At 69.5% G+C, this 19,714-nt stretch carries 13 protein-coding genes; 8 read left to right on the forward strand and 5 right to left on the reverse strand.

The annotated features are described in order from the left end of the window. Positions 1-132 precede the first annotated feature (132 nt). Positions 133-1,140, reverse strand: coding sequence for a dihydroorotate dehydrogenase-like protein (locus tag PZE19_RS22020; RefSeq protein ID WP_277862754.1), 1,008 nt, complete (start codon positions 1,138-1,140; stop codon positions 133-135). Then, positions 1,137-4,715 carry a pyruvate:ferredoxin (flavodoxin) oxidoreductase gene (gene nifJ / locus PZE19_RS22025; protein ID WP_277862755.1) on the reverse strand — a complete coding sequence of 1,193 codons (3,579 nt, stop codon included), beginning with the start codon at positions 4,713-4,715 and terminating at the stop codon, positions 1,137-1,139. The genes PZE19_RS22020 and nifJ overlap by 4 nt, the downstream gene beginning before the upstream one ends. 472 nt (positions 4,716-5,187) lie before the next feature. Between nifJ and PZE19_RS22030 the strand changes: the two genes are divergently transcribed. After that, the gene (locus tag PZE19_RS22030; RefSeq protein ID WP_277862756.1) at positions 5,188-8,040 is read left to right on the forward strand and encodes a fused MFS/spermidine synthase; all 2,853 of its coding nucleotides are present in this window, start codon (positions 5,188-5,190) and stop codon (positions 8,038-8,040) included. A 14-nt stretch (positions 8,041-8,054) separates the two neighbouring features. Next, the gene (locus PZE19_RS22035) at positions 8,055-8,666 is read left to right on the forward strand and encodes a TlpA family protein disulfide reductase (RefSeq protein WP_277862757.1); all 612 of its coding nucleotides are present in this window, start codon (positions 8,055-8,057) and stop codon (positions 8,664-8,666) included. Between the two features lie 15 nt (positions 8,667-8,681). On the opposite strand, the gene PZE19_RS22040 is transcribed toward PZE19_RS22035, so the two are convergent. Continuing rightward, positions 8,682-8,996, reverse strand: a complete 315-nt coding sequence (locus PZE19_RS22040; protein WP_277862758.1) for a hypothetical protein — start codon at positions 8,994-8,996, stop codon at positions 8,682-8,684. Between the two features lie 1,399 nt (positions 8,997-10,395). On the opposite strand from PZE19_RS22040, the gene PZE19_RS22045 reads away from it, so the two are divergent. The 5 genes from PZE19_RS22045 (at position 10,396) to csrA (ending at position 13,941) form a co-directional block, all read left to right on the forward strand. Then, positions 10,396-11,514 (forward strand): DUF1559 family PulG-like putative transporter, encoded by a 1,119-nt coding sequence (locus tag PZE19_RS22045; protein ID WP_277862759.1) that lies wholly within the window; start codon positions 10,396-10,398, stop codon positions 11,512-11,514. Positions 11,515-11,601: 87 nt separating this feature from the next. After that, positions 11,602-12,108: a hypothetical protein gene (locus PZE19_RS22050; protein ID WP_277862760.1), complete on the forward strand. Its 507-nt coding sequence runs from the start codon at positions 11,602-11,604 to the stop codon at positions 12,106-12,108. Between the two features lie 186 nt (positions 12,109-12,294). Beyond that, entirely contained in the window at positions 12,295-12,582 is a 288-nt protein-coding gene (locus tag PZE19_RS22055; RefSeq protein WP_277862761.1) for a hypothetical protein, read from the forward strand. Positions 12,583-13,062: 480 nt separating this feature from the next. Next, the gene (fliW, locus tag PZE19_RS22060; protein ID WP_277862762.1) at positions 13,063-13,542 is read left to right on the forward strand and encodes a flagellar assembly protein FliW; all 480 of its coding nucleotides are present in this window, start codon (positions 13,063-13,065) and stop codon (positions 13,540-13,542) included. A 132-nt stretch (positions 13,543-13,674) separates the two neighbouring features. Continuing rightward, on the forward strand, positions 13,675-13,941 hold the full coding sequence (gene csrA, locus PZE19_RS22065; RefSeq protein ID WP_165247956.1) for a carbon storage regulator CsrA: 267 nt from the start codon (positions 13,675-13,677) through the stop codon (positions 13,939-13,941). Between the two features lie 160 nt (positions 13,942-14,101). Here csrA and PZE19_RS22070 read toward each other — a convergent pair whose 3' ends face one another. Both PZE19_RS22070 and PZE19_RS22075 read right to left on the reverse strand, forming a co-directional pair. Further along, on the reverse strand, positions 14,102-16,033 hold the full coding sequence (locus tag PZE19_RS22070) for an exo-alpha-sialidase (protein WP_277862763.1): 1,932 nt from the start codon (positions 16,031-16,033) through the stop codon (positions 14,102-14,104). A 317-nt stretch (positions 16,034-16,350) separates the two neighbouring features. Beyond that, positions 16,351-16,878 carry an FHA domain-containing protein gene (locus PZE19_RS22075; RefSeq protein WP_277862764.1) on the reverse strand — a complete coding sequence of 176 codons (528 nt, stop codon included), beginning with the start codon at positions 16,876-16,878 and terminating at the stop codon, positions 16,351-16,353. A gap of 239 nt (positions 16,879-17,117) precedes the next feature. On the opposite strand from PZE19_RS22075, the gene PZE19_RS22080 reads away from it, so the two are divergent. Further along, on the forward strand, positions 17,118-19,700 hold the full coding sequence (locus tag PZE19_RS22080) for a hypothetical protein (RefSeq protein WP_277862765.1): 2,583 nt from the start codon (positions 17,118-17,120) through the stop codon (positions 19,698-19,700). Positions 19,701-19,714 lie beyond the last annotated feature (14 nt).

Consider the following 19,714-nt stretch of genomic DNA (forward strand, 5'->3'; position numbering starts at 1 on the left):
ATTGCATGGTCCGAGCCGGTCGAAGTCAAGGACTCGGTCGCGAGATTCGAACAAAGCCTCGCACAGCGTACGGACCCGACGGCCGCGTCCTCCCGGCGCGACGGAGAAGGGCCGTCCTGGTCCGCACCCGCGTCACTCGGCCTCGGTGCTGTACGAGACGATCGTCTTGACGTAGTTGGCCCGCTCGAAGGCCTCGGGGTCGGGGATGTTGCGCTGGCTCATCGAGCCCTTCATCTGCTCGATCGACTCGTATTCGTTCTCGTCCAGCCAGCTCCGGAGGCCGAGCAGGATGTCGCCGACGAGCGTCGGGCCGGACTGGAGCAAGGCCGACGTGGTCATCGCGACGTCGGCGCCCGCGAGGACCAGCTTCAGGACGTCCTCCGCCGTGTGGACGCCCGAAGTGGCGGCCAGCGATTTGTCGAAGTACGACCGGAGGATCGCGATCCAGCGCAGCGGGAGCCGGAGTTCGTCGCTGCTGCTGAGGACCAGCCGGGGCTGGACGGACAGCGTCGCGAGGTCGATGTCGGGCTGGATGAACCGATTGAACAGGACCAGGCCGTCGGCCCCCTCGTCGAACAGACGCTTGGCCATGTTCGGCAGCGAGCTGAAGAACGGGCCGATCTTCACGGCCAGGGGGATCTTCACGGACTTGCGGACCGCCGCCACCAGGTTCAGGTAACGCCCCTCGACGTCGGCCGAGCTGAGGTCGGGGTGGGTCGGCAGGTAATAGATGTTGAGTTCGAGGGCGTCGGCCCCGGCGTCCTGCATCAGCTCGGCGTAGTGGATCCAGCCGCCGGCCGAGGTGCCGTTGAGGCTGGCGATCACGGGGATCGTCAGCGCGTGCTTGGCCTGTTTCAGGTGGTGCAGGTAGTTGTCGGGCCCGGTGTGGTAGTCCTCCATCTCGGGCAGGTAGGTCTGTGCCTCCGCGAACGACTCGGTGCCGTACTCGTAGAGCTTGTTGATCTCGTCCTCCTCGCGGACGATCTGCTCCTCGAACAGCGACGGCAGCACGACCGCCGCCACGCCGTTCTCCTCCAGCTTGATCAGGCCGTCCAGCTTGCCCGTGAGCGGCCCCGCCGAGGCGACGACGGGATTCTTCAGCTCGAAGCCGAGATACTTGGTCTTCAGGCGGGCGCTCATTTGGGGGACTCCTCCATCGGGTTCACGTTGCGCTCGACGCCGGCCATCTGCTCGTAGAAGTGCCAGCGCTCGGTGATGTCGGCCTGGGCCAGCGCCAGCAGGTTCTCGGAATGCGTCGGGTTGGCGCGGGCGAGCATCGCGTAGCGGCCCTCCTTGAGGGCGAAGTCGCGGAACGACGTGCTCGGCTTGCGGCTGTCGAGGTGGAAGGGCTTCGCGCCCCCCTGGGCGACGCGGGGGTCGTAGCGGTAGAGCGGCCAGTAGCCGCTGGAGACCGCGTCCTTCTGGTGCGCCATCGACGTGGTCATGTCGATGCCGTGGGCGATGCACGTGCTGTAGGCGATGATCAGCGAGGTGCCGGGGTACGACTCGGCCTCGCGGAAGGCCTTGAGCGTCTGCAGCGGGTTGGCGCCCATCGAGACCGTGGCGACGTAGACGTTGCCGTAGTCGACGGCCATCATCCCCAGGTCCTTCTTGCCGACGGTCTTGCCGCCCGAGGCGAACTTGGCGACCGCGGCGCGGGGGGTGGACTTCGACGCCTGGCCTCCCGTGTTGGAGTAGACCTCGGTGTCGAGGACCAGGATGTTGACGTCGCGGCCCGAGGCCAGGACGTGGTCGAGGCCGCCGAAGCCGATGTCGTAGGCCCAGCCGTCGCCGCCGACGATCCAGACGCTGCGGCGGATCAGCGAGTCGGCCACCCCCTTCAAGGCGATCGCCCCCGGCGCGTCCTCGCCTTCCAGGGCCTGCTTCATGATCGTCACCCGCTCGCGCTGGGCGGCGATGCCGGCGTCGTCGAGCTGGGGCGAGTCGAGCAGCTCCGCGACGAACTCCGAGCCGAGCTGCGGGGCCAGCCGGCGCACCAGCTCGCGGGCGTACATCTCCTGCTGGTCGACGGCCAGCCGCAGGCCCAGGCCGAACTCGGCGTTGTCCTCGAACAGCGAGTTGCTCCAGGCGGGCCCGCGGCCCGAGGCGTTGGTCGTGTAGGGCGTGGTCGGCAGGTTGCCGCCGTAGATCGACGAGCAGCCGGTGGCGTTGGCGATCATCGCGCGGTCGCCGAAGAGCTGACTCATGAGCTTGAGGTAGGGCGTCTCGCCGCAGCCGGGGCACGCGCCGGAGAATTCGAAGAGGGGCTGCAGGAGCTGCGATCCCTTGATGACCTCGATCTTGACCTGGCTGCGGTCGGCCTCGGGGAGGGCGAGGAAGAAGTCGAAGTTGGCGCGCTCGCGGTCGAGGTGGTCGACCTTCGGCTCCATGTTGACCGCCTTGTGCTTCACCGACTCCTTGCTGCGGGCCGGGCAGACGTCGACGCACACGCCGCAGCCGGTGCAGTCGTCGGGGGCGACCTGGACGGTCAGCCGCGACCCGGGCAGCTCCTTGCCGGTGAACGGCAGCGACGGGAAGCCGTCGGGGCCGCCGACGAGGTCGTCCTGGGGGTAGGCCTTGGTGCGGATCGCCGCATGCGGGCAGACCAGGGCGCAGAGGCCGCACTGGATGCAGATCTCGGGGTCCCAGATCGGGATCGACAGCGCGATGCTCCGCTTCTCGTACTGGGCCGTGGCCGTCGGGAACGAACCGTCGACGGGGAGGGCGCTGACGGGGAGCAGGTCGCCGCGGCCCTCGATCATCATCGCCGTGACCCGCTTGACGAAGTCGGGGGCGTACGCCGGCACGGCCGGCACCCGGCGGACGTCGCCGGCGGGCTCGGACGGGACCGTCACCTCGTGCAGGTGGGCCAGGGCGTGGTCGACGCCCGCGTAGTTCTGCTCGAGCACGGCCTCGCCGCGCTTGCCGTAGGTCTTCTCGATCGCGTGCTTGATCTCGGCGATCGCTTCCTCGCGGGGCAGGACGCCGGACAGGGCGAAGAAGCAGGTCTGCATGATCGTGTTGATCCGCCGCCCCAGCCCGGCCTTCTGGGCCACGGCCTCGGCGTCGATCACGTAGAACCGCAGCTTCTTCTCGAGGATCTGCCGCTGGGTCTCGATCGGCATCTTGTCCCAGATCTCGTCGGGACCGTACGGGCTGTTCAGCAGGAAGACCGCGCCGGGGTCGGCGCATTCGAGGACGTCGATCCGCTCCAGGAAGTTGAACTGATGGCAGGCGACGAAGTTGGCGTTGTACACCAGGTACGACGACTGGATCGGCCGGGGGCTGAACCGCAGGTGCGAGACGGTGACCGAGCCCGACTTCTTCGAGTCGTAGACGAAGTAGCCCTGGGCGTGGAAGGGGGTGTTCTCGCCGATGATCTTGACGGTGTTCTTGTTGGCGCCGACGGTCCCGTCGCTGCCGAGCCCGTAGAAGACGGCGCGGTGGACGTCGGGGGCCTCGGTGCTGAAAGTCGGGTCCCACTTCAGGCTGAGGTGGGTGACGTCGTCGATGATGCCGACGGTGAAATGCTTCTTCGGCGCCTCGGTCGCCAGCTCGTCGAAGACCCCCTTCACCATGGCGGGCGTGAAGTCCTTCGACGAGAGGCCGTAGCGGCCGCCGTAGACGCGAGGAATGGGGGCGTCGCCGGCGCGGTCGGCCCAGCCCTCGGCGAGGGCCGTGACGACGTCCTGATAGAGGGGCTCGCCGATCGCGCCCGGCTCCTTCGTGCGGTCGAGAGCGGCGATCCGCCGCGTCGTCGTCGGCATGACGGCGAGGAAGGCGGCGACGTCGAACGGGCGAAAGAGGCGGATCTTGATCAGGCCCAGCTTGCGGCCCTCGGCGTTGAGCCGGGCGATGGTCTCCTCGATGGCCCCGCAGCCCGACCCCATGGCGACGGCCACGAATTCGGCGTCGGGTGCGCCGACGTATTCGAAGAGCTGATAGCGGCGTCCGGCGAGCTTCTCGAAGTCGTCCATGACCTGCTGGACGATGCCGGGGACGGCTTGATAGTAGGGGTTGCACGCCTCGCGGGCCTGGAAGAAGACGTCGGGGTTCTGCGCCGTGCCGCGGAGGATCGGCCGCTCCGGCGACAGGGCGCGGTCGCGGTGGGCCTGGACGAGGTCGTCGGGGATCATCGCCCGGAGGTCGTCGCGGGTGAGCTGTTCGAGCTTGTTGACCTCATGGGACGTCCGGAAGCCGTCGAAGAAGTGGAGCACCGGGACGCGGGCCTTGAGCGTCGCCCCCTGGGCGATGAGGGCGAAGTCCTGCACCTCCTGGGGCGTGTTCGAGCAGAGCATGGCCCAGCCGGCGCCGCGGGTCGACATCACGTCGCTGTGGTCGCCGAAGATCGAGAGGGCGTGCGTGGCCAGCGACCGGGCGGCGACGTGGAACACGACCGACGTCAGCTCGCCGGCGATCTTGTACATATTCGGGATCATCAGCAGGAGGCCCTGCGAGGCGGTGAACGTCGTGGTCAACGCCCCGCCCTGCAGGCCGCCGTGGCAGGCGCCGGCGGCCCCCCCTTCCGACTGCATCTCGACCACCGTGGGGACGACGTCATAGATGTTCTTGCGACCGACCGCGGACCAGGCGTCGGCCAGCTCGCCCATCGTCGACGAGGGCGTGATCGGATAGATCGCGATGACTTCGTTGGTCGCGTGGGCGACGTAAGCCGCGGCCTCGTTGCCGTCGACCGTGACATATTGCCGTTTCAAGACGGGCCTCCTTCGACACGACGTCGTGCGCCGGGCCCGGCTCGTCGCCGCCCTGTTTCGGGCCGACGCGACGCGGGGCTCGGATCTTCGATGAGGTGCCGGGCGATTGGCCGCGAGGGCTTCCCCCGCGGCTCCGCGCGATCCGCGCGTAAAAAAAGCCCCCGGCGCGCGTCGGACGACGTGCGAATGGGGGCGTTCATAGCCTGGCGTTCTCCCCGACCCGCCATGAGCCGGGGTGACAATTCCGGTGTAACGCGCCCGGCGCTCCGAGTCAATCGAGCCCGAGACTCGCCGCGCGCGGATAAGCCGGGAAATCGGCGTGCGCCGGTCCCGCGGGGCCCGGTAGCCGGTTGTACGGCCCCGGCCCGACGTTTATCGTGGGTTCTCCTCGCGTGCAGACGAAGCCCCCCGTTCCAAGGACGGAACCCCCACCGCCGAAACAGGATCGGCGATCTCCCGGAGAGCCTCCCGCATGGTCGGCCTGGCAGCCCGCTGGTCCCCTTACGCCCTGGCGTTCTTCAGCAGCCTCTGCATCATGGTCCTGGAGCTGGTCTCGAGCCGGCTGGTGGCCCGCCACGTGGGATCGTCGCTGACGGTCTGGAACAGCGTGATCGGGATCATCCTGGCCGGCATCTGCCTGGGGAACGTCCTGGGCGGACGCCTGGCCGACCGGATCGAGCCCCGCCGGGCCGTCGGGCCGCTCTTCGCGCTGGGCTCGTTCCTGACCTTCGGGGCCCTGGCCGTCAACGCGATGATCCCCGCGATCGTCCCCTCGGCCCAGGCGATCAACTGGGAGCTGAGGACGATCCTGGTCGTCACGCTCGACTTCCTGCTCCCGGCCACCGTGCTGGGGATGGTGGGGCCGGTCGTCGCCAAGATGGCCGTCGAACTTTCGAACAAGGCCGGCAGCGCCATCGGCGACGTCTACTTCTGGGGCGCGGTCGGGTCGATCGTCGGCACCTTCCTGGCGGGGTTCGTCCTCATCTACCTGGCCCCGACATCGGTGATCGTCCTGGTGGTGGCCGCGGCCCTGGCCGTCCTGTCCGCCGTCCTCGACGCGACCCCGCTGAACCGCGGCCTGGCGGCGACGACCGCCGCCCTGTTCGCCGCGGCCTCCATCGGCCCGCTCGTCCGCACGCTGGGGATCGGCGGCGTCGACCTGGGGGGCTATCAGCTCAACTACCTGGCGATCCTGGGCGGCGTCTCGGCGCTCGCGATGGCGCTGGCCGCCGCGGCGGCCCTCCAATCGCGGGCGCGGGCGGCGGACGTCGAGTCCCTCAGGGCCGGCGACCTGGGGCCGGAGGAGGCCGCGCCGCAGGCGAGCCTGCGCGACCTGGCCATGCTGGCCTTCCTGGCGAGCCTGGCGTTCATGGCGATGGAGATGGTGGCCGGCCGGTTGGTGACGCGGCACCTGGGATCGAGCGTCTACGGCTGGACCAGCATCATCGGCGTCTTGCTGGCGGGCCTGAGCCTGGGGAACTGGTTCGGCGGCCGGCTGGCGAACAGCATCACCAACGAGAAGCAGGTGAGCTGGCTGTTCCTGATCGCGTCGGTCGCCCTGCTCTGGATCCTGTTCCTCGACAACATGCCCGAGTGGTTCCGCGAGGCGACGGGCCAGGGGATCTCGCCGAGCGTGCTCAGCCGCGCCATCGTCTGGAGCGAGATCTCGATCGGGGGGGTGCCCTGGCAGTTGTCGTGGCCGTATCGGGTGCTGCTCGTGGTCACGATGGTCTTCTTCCTGCCCGCGGTGACGATGGGCACGGTCAGCCCGGTGGTGGCCAAGCTGGCCGTCGACCGCCTGCGGCGGCACAAGCGGACCGGCACGGCCATCGGCCAGGTCTACGCCTGGGGCATGGTCGGCAGCATCCTGGGGACCTTCCTCACCGGCTTCGTGCTCATCGACCACCTCGGCACCAAGGGCGTGCTCCTGCTGCTCGCGGCCGTCCTGGCCCTGGCGGCGACGATCCTGGGCTCGGTCCTGCACGCGATCTGGGCGGGCATCCCGCTGGGCCTCTGCGTCATCGGCTTCCTGCCGATGCACTGGACGCAGGAGATCGGCGAGGCCTGGAGCATCCGCGAGCCCAAGGGCGACCCCAAGACCACCAAGGACGCCCTCGCCTACGCCGACGAGAGCAACTACTACTTCATCAAGGTCAACAACGAGCCCGAGGGCGAGGACCTGCAACTACGGACCCTGGTGCTCGACAACCTGATCCACGGCTACTTCATCCTGGGGCACCCCGAGCGGCTCGACTACGACTACGAGCACATCTACGCCATGGTCGCCTACCGCTCCGCCAAGGCGGCCGGCAAGATCACCCTGGCCGGCCCCGGTGCGACCCCGGCACCGACTCCCAAGCCGACGGCCGACGGCGCGACCATCCCCGACCAGGTCTTCGCCGGCGCCCAGCCGGGGAGCACCAAGCCCGACGAGTTGAAGACCGCCCCGAGGACCTCCTCGATCGCCCCCGACGACGAGGAGATCCTCGAGTCGCCCTCGCGGTCGTGGATGCCCAAGGTCGAGAAGGCCACCCTCAAGACGCTCTTCCTGGGCGGCGGCGCCTACACCTTCCAGCGCCACGTCCAGCACGTCTACCCGGGGACCGAGGTTGACGTCGCCGAGATCGACCCCGCCGTCACCCGGGCCAACCACGCGGCGACCGGGCTGCCGGTCGACACCACGATCAAGACGATCTGGGGCGACGCCCGCCAGTTCGTCGAGCGGAACCAGGACGCCAAGCAGTACGACGTCATCTTCGGCGACGCCTTCAACGACTTCTCGGTCCCCTGGCACCTGACCACGCGCGAGTTCAACGAGAAGATCGCCAAGATGATGGCGCCGACCGGCGTGTACATGATCAACATCATCGACGCCTACGAGTCGGACGCCCAGGCGCTGCTCAAGGCGGACAAGGTCATCGAGACCAAGCAGATCAAGGACCCGTCGCTCCAGGAGCTGGTCCGCCGGTCGCACCTGCGGTCGGCCCACCGCTACGGCGGGTTCCTGGGTGCGTGGACCGCCACGGCGAAGCTCACCTTCCCGCACGTCTACATCTTCGGAACCAGCAGCGAGACCGGCGAAGGCCAGCGCGAGACGTTCGTCGTCGTCGCCGCCAAGCAGCCGATCGACCTGTCCGACCTGGGCCTCCGCGACGACGACCCCCGATTCTTCCAGAAGCGCCGAAAGACGATCGCCACCCCGTACGGGCCCGAGGATGAGAAGGCCGTGCTCGAACACCGCTCGCGGGGGATCATCCTGACCGACGACTACGCGCCCGTCGAGCAGCTCCTCGCGCCGGTCGCCGAGACCCGCGGCAAGGATTGATCCCGGGAGGATCCATGGCCGACGAAACAGCCCCCCCGCCCCCCGCGCGTCGCGACGTCCCCTGGATGTTGCTCGCGGGGGTCTTCGCCTCGCTCTGGGTCGCCTACCTCCTCGTCGCCGGGCCCAGGCGGGTCGACGACCTCGACGCGCCGGGGCCGGGGACCGCCGTGGACTACGAGTGGAGCCTGCAGAACCTCGACGGCGCGACCGTCTCGTTCGCCGACTTCCGCGGCAAGGCCCTGTTCGTCAACGTCTGGGCGACGTGGTGCGGCCCCTGCATCGCCGAGATGCCCTCGATCGCCCGTCTGGCCGCCCATCCCGACCTGCAGGACGGCAAGGTCGCGTTCGTCTGCATCGCCACCGACGACGAGGTTCAAGACGTGAAGCGGTTCGTCGCCGGCAAGGGCTGGCCGATGACGATCCTCCACGCCCGGGCCCTGCCCCCCGTCTTCCTTACCGACGGCATCCCCGCCACCTTCTTCGTCTCGCCCGACGGCCGCCTCGCCTATTCGCGCGTGGGCAGCTCGGAATGGGACGCCCCCGAGGTCGTCAAGAAGCTTCGCGACATGGCGGCGACCCGGGTGAAGGCTGACGTCGCGGCGCCTCCGCGTCCTCCGGCGGCCTGACCGTCGCCGCTCGCGTCAGGCGGTCCGCAACGGCGGCGGCTCGTCCAGGAACCGGCGTTCCTCCTCGTCGACGATCTTCGTGCGGGGAAGCGGCGGGAGGTGGACGCCGCGAAGCCGACCTCGCAAGACGACCCCGCGCTCCAGATCGAGACCGAAGAGCGCGTATCGGGTGCCGATCTGCTCCCCGAAGTACTCGTGGCTTCTCCGAGAGACGTCGTCCGGGTGGGCGATCTCGAAATAGGCGAGATCGCCCCCGACTTCCTGCTCGTCCAGGAAGAGAGGGGTGAAGAGCCCGGAGTCTGCGGGCGGGATCGAGAGCGTCTGGGCCATGGCGAGCATCTCCGTCGACTCTCGACCGTCGTACGTCAATGCTGCGGCCGACCGATCGCGCGCCTCGATTAAGACGCCCCGTCCGTCGGGCGGCCGACCATCCGTCAGCCTTGTTTCGACCATTATCTCCAGGCGTCGCAACTCTCCGACCGAAGTCGCGGAGGCCTGGACCTCCAGGTCGATACCCCGGCCGTCCCGACACGATCCCCACGCGGCGCGAACGGTCAAACCGTGCCAGTCGTCGGGCTGGAAGGTCGCCATCAAGCGGGAATGGATGATCTCGAGACCGGCGAGGGCATCGGTGGTGAAGGCTCGATCGTCGCCTCGAGCCCTTGCAGCCACGCCGCTCAGGGCGAGGTACACGCCACCGGAGGCGTCGAGCTTCCGGAGGCCAAGTCGCCCGCCGGAATGGTCGAGGCCCCACGTCGAACCCGCCCAATCGATCGTGTAAGCGTCGCCGGAGCGTCGCCATCCGGTCCCATCCCGATGTTCCACGACGTCGCACCCGCGGGAAAAGCGAAAACCCCGGCGACCCGGTTATCCTCGGGTCGACGGGGCCGGAAATAGAAGAAGAGGCCGGATGATCGAGGCCGACGCCTCGGTCGATCGGAGAGGCGCGGACAGATGGCGTCACGATCGACAATCATCAAAATACGCACCGTCCCCCCAAAGTCAAGGGTCGACCCGCCGCTCGCCTCGATTCGCGTCCGGCAGGCCCGGGCGGCGGCCGTCCTCGGCGAGAAAATCCCCCCGTCCCGCTCGCCGAGCCTTCCCAGACCGGAGCGAGCGGGGCATCGCAGCCTCCGTGATCGACGGCTTTATCTGGCAAGACCTTAGGGACGGGACGAGCGACCCAGGCCGGCCGGGTCCCAAACATTTGCATCAACCGATATGAACGAAATCACAATCATTCACACTCGGGATTCTTGACATCACCCTGATGCGGCGATAAAAAACAGGTATTCCAGGACCCATTCGGGTCGACCGGAATCGCCGCAAGGCCTCGACGGGCTCATCCTTGCGCGCAATCACGAACCCTTGATCACGCTGCATGTTTTGATTCGTGTCGGCCTGATTCGGCTCCTCCATGGATGTCCGAACGCGGGCGGATTCGGCTCTCTCGGCGTCGATGCGCCGCGAACTTCGCGTTGTCGCGGCGACGACCGGGACGTCTCTCAGATGGCTTGATCGTTCGCAATCCGCAGGCGGCGGGACGCGCGACGTCCGGCCGCCTCCCCTTTCGCAGACGAATCTTCGATCGTCCCTTCTCGCGTCCACCTCCCAGGGCTCCCGCCCGAGGGCCTTCCTGCGCACATCGCGTACGGGACGGGCCTCGACGGCGTGGAGCCGAGCGTTCGTCCATGGCCATTCGGCCCCCTCGATTCCTGGAGCGGCAACCATGAAGCGTCGCGGTTTCACCCTGATCGAACTGCTGGTGGTGATCGCCATCATCGCCGTCCTGATCGCCCTGCTGCTGCCGGCCGTCCAGTCGGCCCGGGAGGCGGCGCGGCGGGCGCAGTGCACGAACAACCTCAAACAGATCGGCCTGGCCCTGCACAACTATGAGAGCTCCCAGTCCGCGTTCCCGCCCGGCGGGGTCTCCGACGAGAGCAACAACCGCACCAACTGGGGCGGCGAGGTCGGCGGGAACAACCTGGCCTCCTGGCGGGCGCTGGTGATCCCGCAGATGGAAGGCGGGAACATCTACAACGCGATCAACTTCAACCTGCCGCTGAACAACGTCGTCTCCAGCTCGGCCCAGTGGACGGCCCTGATGACGGTGAGCACGGCCTGGATCTGCCCCTCGGACGACAACTACCAGGGCCAGGGGCCGGGCATCCGCTCGTCGACCGGAGCGTGGGGAAACTACCCCAACGGCAGCAGCCCGGTGAACCCGATCACGAACGTCGCCGAGACCCGGGTGATGGTCAGCAACTACGCCGGCAGCTTCGGCGACAACTACGCCATCGGCGCGCTCTCGTCGGGCCAGAACCCCTGGGAGACCTACCCCTATCCGCCGAGCCTCACCGCCGGCCAGGCCCGGATCGGCTATCCCGGCTTCTGGGGGACCGCCTGGGACGACCAGGTCGGCAACCCGACCGGCGGCGGCCAGCTCCGCGGGATGTTCTCGTACCGCATCCGGGCCATCGGCGCGGTCACGATCGCCTCGATCACCGACGGCACGTCGAACACCATCATGGTCGGCGAGGTCCTGCCGGCGCAGGCGGCCGACAGCAACTTCTGGAACAACAACGGGGCGACCTTCGGCACCACGATCCCGATCAACTGGCAGACCCTGCGGGCGCCGCTCGACGGCACGACGCCGTTCGGCAGCACCGACTGGCAGAACCGCTTCAGCTACGCCAGCAAGGGGGCCAAGAGCAAGCACCCCGGCGGGGCCAACATCGGCTTCGCCGACGGCTCGGTCCGGTTCCTCAAGAGCTCGATCGCGCTGCCGACCTACTGCGCACTCGGCAGCCGGTCGGGCGGCGAGGTCGTCAGCTCCGACGCTTACTGATCCCGATCCCGATCGCGTCGTCGGCCCCGACGTAGGCTCGGGGCCGACGCGGTCTTCGCGCCCTCGTTTAGCAGGACATCACCGCCCATGTTCGACATCTCGGCATCGAATCGAAGGCCATGGACGAGGACGAAGGGCCTCGCCGCCGCCGTGGCCGTAGGACTGCTCGCCGCGGGCTGCGGCGACGACGGGCTGGCCCAGCGCTACAAGGTCACGGGCACCGTCACCTACCAGGGAAAGCCCGTAAGCAGCGGATCGATCTCCTTCTATCCGGCCGGCGGCGGGACCTCGGACCAGCGAGGCGCCACCGGGGTCATCAAGGACGGCTACTACGCGCTCTCCACCCAGGGGGACGAGGACGGGGCCTTCCCGGGCGACTACCTGGTGGCCGTGACCGCGCGCAAGCCCGACATGGGCAAGGCGCAGGAGAACGCCGACAAGATCGGCGGGTTGTATCGCCAGGAGGACGTCGCCAAGGCCTACAAGAAGGCCCCCAGCGACATCCCTCAGAAGTACGAGTCGCCCGAGAAGGGCGGGCTGAAGGCGAAGGTCGAGGCGAAGAGCAACACCATCGACTTCCCGCTCGCCGACTGAGCCGCCTCCCGACGGCGCATCCTCGGGCCGCCCTCGCCCGGACCGCGGGAGCGGCCCTCCCCTTTCGAGGGCGTCGGCCTGCCCCGACTGGCGGGTTCGGGCCCGCTCGGGTTACGATGAGCGGGGCTTTCCGGGATCGACTCGCCGTCGAGTCGGCCTCTCGCGCACCAGTTCGGGGATCGTCCGTTGACCAGGCATGCGGTCCAGTGTTCGTTCGAGGGCTGTCCGGAGGCGGCGTCGTACAAGATCGCCGCGCGGTGGAGCGACGGCAGCTTCGCGGAGCTGAAGACCTACGGCTTCGCCTGCTCCGACCACCTCGGCCCCGTCTTCCGCCAGGCCGAGCGACGCCTGCAGGACTACCAGGCGGCCCCGAACGAAATCGTCGAGGAGCTGGCCATCTACCGCTACGAGACCGGCAAGCGCGACCGTCAGCTCCAGCGGCTCTGGGGCCTTGAGGATAACTACCGGACCTGAGGCGGTTTTCGGCCGCCTCCCGGTCCCTCCGGACGGGGTCGAGACGGATCCTCCGGTCGCCCGACGGGCCGTGCCCTGGCCGTCACGAGCGGAGCGACCGGCGCAGTCCTTGCGCGGTGCGCGCGGCCCGGGATTTCGCCGGACCACCTGTTACAAAACCGTCTGAGCCGGGTCGATACTACGGTCGGTCAAGCCCGCCTCCCCCCTGCGAAGCGATTCGAGAGGGGGGGCGGCGGGCCGAGTCTGCGGGATGCGTCGTGGCCGCGTGAGGCGGCGGGGACGGGCCGTGCGACCTGCGGATCGTCGGGGGCGGATCGGCGGGCGGCCTTCGGGCGGCCCGGCGCGAAGCCCGGGCCGGCGGCAGCGGGGCGACGCGCCCGGGCCTTCGCCTCGGAGCGAGGAAGCCCGGCCATGCCGGACGACGCTCGAAGGATCGACCAGGCATGCGCCCCGCTCGGCGTTCAAGGAGGTAACCAGGAAGTGAACATCATCACGACCCGTTTCGGTCTGATCCAGGCCCCGGAATCGGAGATCTACCGGATTCCCGAGGGCCTGCTGGGGTTCCGTTCGTACACGCAGTTCCTCCACCTCCCGGATCCGGTCGTCTCGGGCCTCTCGTGGCTGCAAAGCGCGACGGCGCCCGACCTGGCCTTCGGCCTGGTCGCCCCCCCGCTGGCGGTCGGCGACTACCGGATCGAGATCCGTCCCGGTGATCGGGCGGCGTTGGAACTGGCCGACGAACGGGCCGCGATGATCTACGTCGTCCTGAGCCGAGGCGGCGCGGGGGGGTTGACCGTCAACCTCCAGGGCCCGCTCGTGTTCAATCCCGTCCGTCGACTGGGGAGGCAGCTCGTCCTCACCTCCAGCCGGTACCCGGTGCGGTATCCGCTGGAGACGGGCTCGTCGAACCAGTCCCCGACCCTGCTGCCCGGCCTGACGCCGTTGCGAGCGACGGCGTGAGCCTGGCGGCTTGTCATTCGGATATTCATGGGCTTCTCACCATCCCCTTCTGCGTCGTGGTCGCCAAGAGCCCGGGCTGCGTGATCGGGGATGGTCACAGGCCTCGTTGGCAGGAGGAAGGAGCCGAGAACGATGCTGGTCCTGTCCCGACACCGCGACGAGAGTATCATCATCGGTGACGACATCGTCATCACCGTGGTCGATATTCGGGGCGATAAGGTCCGCTTGGGGATCGCGGCCCCCATCGAGATCTCCGTACACCGCCAGGAAGTGTACGAGGCGATCCAACGCGAGAACCGTCAGGCGAGCCGACTGGAACCCCAGGAAGCCCGCCAGATCGAACGCCTCAACCCGCCCGTCCGGCGCGACCTGCGTCGCACTCGGTCCGACGAGGTCTGAGACGACGCGCGGATCCGGACGCGGTTAGAACCTAAACGACCCGCCCGGATTGGATCCGGCGGCCCCGACGCGACGGGAGCCGCCACGCCCGCCACAGCCACAACCCCCCGCATCCCGCCGGACGGCGACGACCACACTCGGTCGTCGCGCGTCCGGTTTTTCATTCCCCCCCGACCCGCGAGTAGAACCGGGCGATCGGGATGGAACGGAAGCGCGAAGACAGCCGATCTCCCGAGTCGGGGCCGACGTAATACGTCAGCAACGCCCGCCCGCGGTGGAATGCGACGCTCGTGTACGCGTACGTCTGGCTCGGGTCCGGCTCGATCGAGACCGGCCGCGACCACGTCTTCCCCTCGTCGGCCGAGACGGCCGCCGTCAGCGGCGTGCGCCGGCCGCCGTGATCCGCGCCGACGCGGACGGAGTTGTTCCAGGTGAGCAGGAGGTCGCCCGTCGAGGGGATCCGCCTCAGCGTGGCGGGAGCCTCGGGGGCTGACACGCCCCAGGAGTTCGCCTCCGACCAGGTCTCGCCGCCGTCGGCCGACTCGCTGACGGCGACATGGCCGAGTTGGGTGCGGAAGTGCATCAGGAGCCGCCCGTTTTCCAACTCCAAGACTTCGGGCTCCATCGCGCCTCGTTTCGCGTAGTCGACGGCCGTCCGGCTCCGGCGCCAGGTCTTCCCCCGGTCGTCCGACAGGAAGCACGACGCGGCGAAATGGTCGCTCTTCACGACGTCGGCCGCCGACGCCGCCGGGACGACCAGCCGGCCCGTCGACTGGACGGTCAACCGGTCGTTGTTCACGACGTGATAGCCGGGGATCGTCGTGACCTGGACGGGCGGGCCGAACGTCGCCCCCTCGTCCTCGGAGATCCGCAAGAAGGCGTGGAGGTCCGAGTGCGAGTTCTTCCTCAGGAAGAGGAATCCGATCGGCCCTTCGCGGCTCGCGCCCGGCTGCAGCCGCCGGAGGGTCGCCGACATCACGTTCATGCCGCCGACGTTCTCCTGGAGGACGCGCTTCGGGCCCCAGGTCCGGCCCTCGTCGAGCGACTCGACGGCGACGATCCGGGCCTTCGCGAAATCGGAGGAGCTGGCGTCGAACTCCGTCGTCGCATAGAGGAGCCGTCCGTCCCGCAGAACGACCACGGAACCCTCGCTGTAGCGAGGATGCGCCTCGTCGGCCGGGAAGACGTCGACCGCGAACTCGTCGCCGCGCCCGGCGGGCCCCGGCCGCGCCAGTCTCAGGAGCGCGTCCGCGGCGCGGATGCGGACGTCGAGGACAGGGTCGGCCAGCAGTCCCCGCAGAGGTTCTTTCACCCCGGTCGACCGCGCAACGTGGGCGAACTCGGCGGCCTGCACGCGGACCGCCGCGGCTTCGTGGGCCATGTTGCGGACGAGGGCCTCTCCCCCTTCGTCGTCGCCCAGGGCGGCCAGGGCGTGCTCGAAGTAGGTGCGGGTGAGCGGGGCCGAGAATCGATCTCGGCCGGCCCGCAGCGCAGGCAGGTCGGAAGAGTCGCCGACCCGCGCCAGGATCCAGGCGGCGGTGCGGGCGTTGACCTCGTCGTCGAGACGCGTCGCCGCTCGGAGCACGGTGAACGCTTTCGGATTCCCCCACCGAGCGAGCGCCGCGGCCGCCATCAGCGATTCCAGCGAGAATTCCCGCGCCGCCATCGCACGACGAAGGAGCACGCCGTCGCCGATTTCCCCCACCTTGAACAGGCTCTCGCAGGCGTGGGCGTGACCGTAAGCGTCGGGACTGGCCAGGACCTCGTGGAGCACGCGAACCGCCGCGAGGTCGCCGGCGCGGGCCAGCTCGCGGGCCAGGCCGCAACGATGCTGCGCGTCGCGCTCGCCCGCCAGCTTCGGCCCGAGCGCCCCGCGGACCTCGTCGCCGAGGCCCTCGGCCGAAAGCGCCTCGGCCGCGTGCATCGACGGCCAGAACTCGGCCGAGTCCAGCCCCTCGCGCAGGATCACCAGGCAGCGGGCCCGCGTCCTCTCGTCGAGTTCGATACGGTCCGCCGGCTCGGCCGCGCCGACCGAAACGGCGACGATCCAGCATCCGACGAAAACGGCGCTCCGCGAGATCCAGCCGGCCATGGGGTCGCTCCCTCCCCGGGCGGACAGGCCCGGGACCCGCGATGATAGCAGGCTCATCGGGACGGGGCGACGGTGAGAGTTGTCCCAAAGGGCGCCAACAAGCCCAACGACGTCCTTCCCCCCTCGCGGGGGAAGGTGGCCCGAAGGGCCGGATGAGGGGGAGACGAGCACGGAAGCCGTCGCCCTAACATCCGACCTGCTGGTAAATTCCAACGCGTCGCCGCGCGTCCTCCCCCTCATCCGACCCCTGCGGGGTCTGCCTTCCCCCGCGAGGGGGGAAGGCGTCGAAAGGCCCGCGTTTTAGCCTTCCGGGACGGTCAGTCGAGGTCGATGATCGAGTCGTCGTCGACGAAGGCGTGGCCGGCGCTCGACTCGCCGGAGGGGGGCGGGGCGAGGTCGTCGAACGAGGCGCTGCTGGGCATGTCTTCGAGCGACGGGGCGGCGAACGAGCCGAAGCGTTGAGGCTGCTTGGGGTCGGCCTCGCGGAGCGCCTCCTTGGCCTGCTTCAGCTCGGCGACCTTGCCGGCGCGCCTGAGGTAGAGTTCGGACGGTGCCATGGCGTCGTCCGGCCCCAGGTAGACCCGCAGCTTGTAGCCGCCGAAGGCGATGCGGTCGCCCGGCAGGAGGGCGGCCCAGCGGATCTTCTGCCCCTTCACCTTCGTGCCGTTGGTGGTGATCAGGTCGCGAATCACGAGCAGGCCGTCGGTCTTGACGAGCACGCAGTGCCGTTTCGACATGCTGGGGTGGTCGATGACCACGTCGGCGTCGCGGCGGCCCACGACCGTCACGTCGCGCGTGATCGTGATCGGGGGGTCGCCGTTGTCGGGGATCAGTTCGGCTTTCATGCGCCCCCGGGTCGTGCTCGCGTCCTGGGCTCGTCGCGTGGCGTAACGCCAGGAATGGTAGGACGAAAACCCACCGTCAACAAGGGTAAAATCCCGGCCGCCGAGCCGAGAACGAAGGCGTCGTCGGAATTTCCTCGGAGCGTGGACGGGGTCGACGGTCGTATAATCGTGGATGAGCGACGGCGAGGGGGTCCTTCCCCGTCGACCGCGGCCGGATCTCGCAGCGAGGAGTCATCGACATGAGCCGCACCCCGGGCCTCGTCACGCGTCTCGCCATCCTCCTCGCGCTGCCGACGGGCTTCGGCCTCGCGCCCCTGCAAGCCGACGAGCCGACGACCCGTCCCAAGACGTCCACGGCGGCAGCCGACCTCAGGCCGATGTCGGACGGGCCGCTGCACGAGGCCTTCCTGTCGCCGAGGCGCGACGTCGAGCCGACCCTCGTGCCCAAGTCTCCGCCCCCGCCGGTCGTCGAGCGTCCCGCCGCGGAATCGCCCAACAGCGAGGCCCGCTGGATCGAGGGCTACTGGGAATGGTCAGCCCCGCGCAACCAGTTCGTCTGGGTGACGGGCGTGTGGCGGGTCTCGCCGCCGGGGCGTTTCTGGGTCAACGGCCTCTGGAAGCGCGGCGAGGACGGCTGGCGGCGGACGCCCGGATTCTGGAGCGATCGGGCGACCGACCGCGTCGCCTACCGCAAGGACGGCCCTCCCGCCGAGCGCCCCGCCGACGACCCCGGCGCGCCGCCCAAGGCGAACTGCTTCTACGTGCCCGGCCAGCACGTCCCCCTGAACGAGGGGCTCGCCTGGCGCAAGGGGTTCTGGGCCGACGCCAAGCCGGGCTGGTCGTGGGTCCCCGCGAGCTGGACGCGGCAGCCGGAAGGCTGGATCTTCCAGGAAGGCTACTGGGACCGCCCGCTGGAAGAGCGCGGGGTCCTGTTCGCCCCCGCCGAGATCGCCCGCGAGGTCCGCGACGGCGAGGTCCTGACGTACCGGCCCTACACGGTCGTCTCGCCCGAGCTTTACGGCCAGCTCTACGGCGCGTTCGGACGGTCGACGGCCCTGTACGACGGCTATCCCGGCGTCAGCTACGATGGCGATGGCCGCTTCTTCGCCTTCGCCGACTACGGCCGGCTCGACCCGTACTACGGCTATCTCGACTACCCGTCCTACGGCGGGTTCGGCTACCCGTACTACGCCTCCGCCCTCGACTACAATTACAGGTCGATCTATCCCTACGGCGGCGGGTATCCGGGCGCTTTGGCGTACGGCCTGGGGTTGCCCTATTACGGCTTCGGCAACGGGCTCCTGCCGATCATGGCCGGCTACCCGCTGTTCGGGAACATGGGCCTCTGGGGCGGCGGCTGGGGGTGGGGCTACCCCGGCTGGGGGATGAACGGCTATGGCTGGGGCGGGGGCGGGGCGAACTGGAGCGGCATGGCCCTGGGCACCTGGCCCGGGTTCAACTGGGGGAGCTACGGCTGGAGCGGGCCGGCCATCGGCACCTTCCCGGCCTTCGGCCTGAACATCGGCTTCCCGAACTGGACCTCGGGCTGGGGCGGTTTCGGCCTGGGTGGTCTCGGTTGGGGCGGCCTGGGCTACGGGGGCTTCGGCGGTCTCGGCTTCGGCGGTTTGGGTTTCGGCGGCTTCGGCTTCCCCGGGCTCATCTGGGGCGGGAACTCCGGCCTCTGGGCGGGAGCGTATCCCTTCCAGAACAGCGGACGACGCGACCCGGCCGACGGCAAACCGAACATGAACCACCGGCCCGGCTCCGGGATCAACCAACCGGGCGCCGGCGCGGGGAGCCAGCTCGCCTCGCACGGGTCGATGCGGCAGGGCCCGATAGACCTGGCCTCGCGAGGTCTGGGCGGGATGCGGAGCGTCGGCGTGCAGCCGCCGCCGGCCTCGCGGCCATTCGCCTCGCTCGCCGAACGCCACGCGTCCGGCGCGTCGGCCGATGCGCGTGCGGCGATTTCCGGCGGCTCGATGCGCACCAGCCCGGGCGTCGAGCGGGCCGCGACCTGGAACCACGCCTACAACGGCGTCGCGCCGACGACGATGCAACGCCACGAGGCGGCGCGGCCGGCGTTCACGAACAACGCGGCGGGTCACGGTTCCTCACTCGGATCGATGCACTCCGGGGCGGCGAATCTCGCGAACTCCGCGGCCGGGGGCTCCGCCTGGAACGGCGGGATGCGCGGTGGAGCGGCGGCCCATGCGAACCCGGCGATGGCCAACGCGGGCTCCCAGGGCTTCGCCCCTCAGCTCCACAGCGCCCCGGCCCCCAGCATGAACGGCCTCGGCGGCTTCAATGGTGCGGCCATAATGCGCGGGGCCGGCGGCTACGACCCCACCTTCGCTGGCGGGATGCGGCAAAGCTCCCTCGCCGGCGGGAACCTCGGCGCAGGCGGGCTGGGCTCGGGCTTCACCGGCGGCGTCCGCCAGCCCGGGGGCCTGATCAACGGCGGCGGCTTCGGCGGCGGCACCTACAATAACGGCGGGATGGGCGGGACCGGCAGCTTCGGCCTCAACGGGATGCGAGGCGACGGCGGCTTCGGCGGCGGCAACATCGGCGGCTTCGGCGGCATGCGCGGCGGCGGAGGCCTCGGCGCCACCAATCTGGGAGGCGGCTTCGGCGGCGGCATGGGCGGCGCCGGCATGGGTGGAGGGAGCTTCGGCGGCGGGAGCTTCGGCAGCGGCGGAGGCATGGGCGGCGCCATGGGCGGCGGAGGTATGGGCGGCGGCGGCATGGGCGGCGGTGGGATGGGCGGCGGTGGGATGGGCGGAGCCGCCGGCGGCGGGGGGTTCAGCGGCGGGCACATGCGTTGAGCATGGGCCCCGCG

The organism is Paludisphaera mucosa (assembly GCF_029589435.1).
In the GTDB taxonomy this organism is placed as follows: Bacteria; Planctomycetota; Planctomycetia; order Isosphaerales; family Isosphaeraceae; genus Paludisphaera; species Paludisphaera mucosa.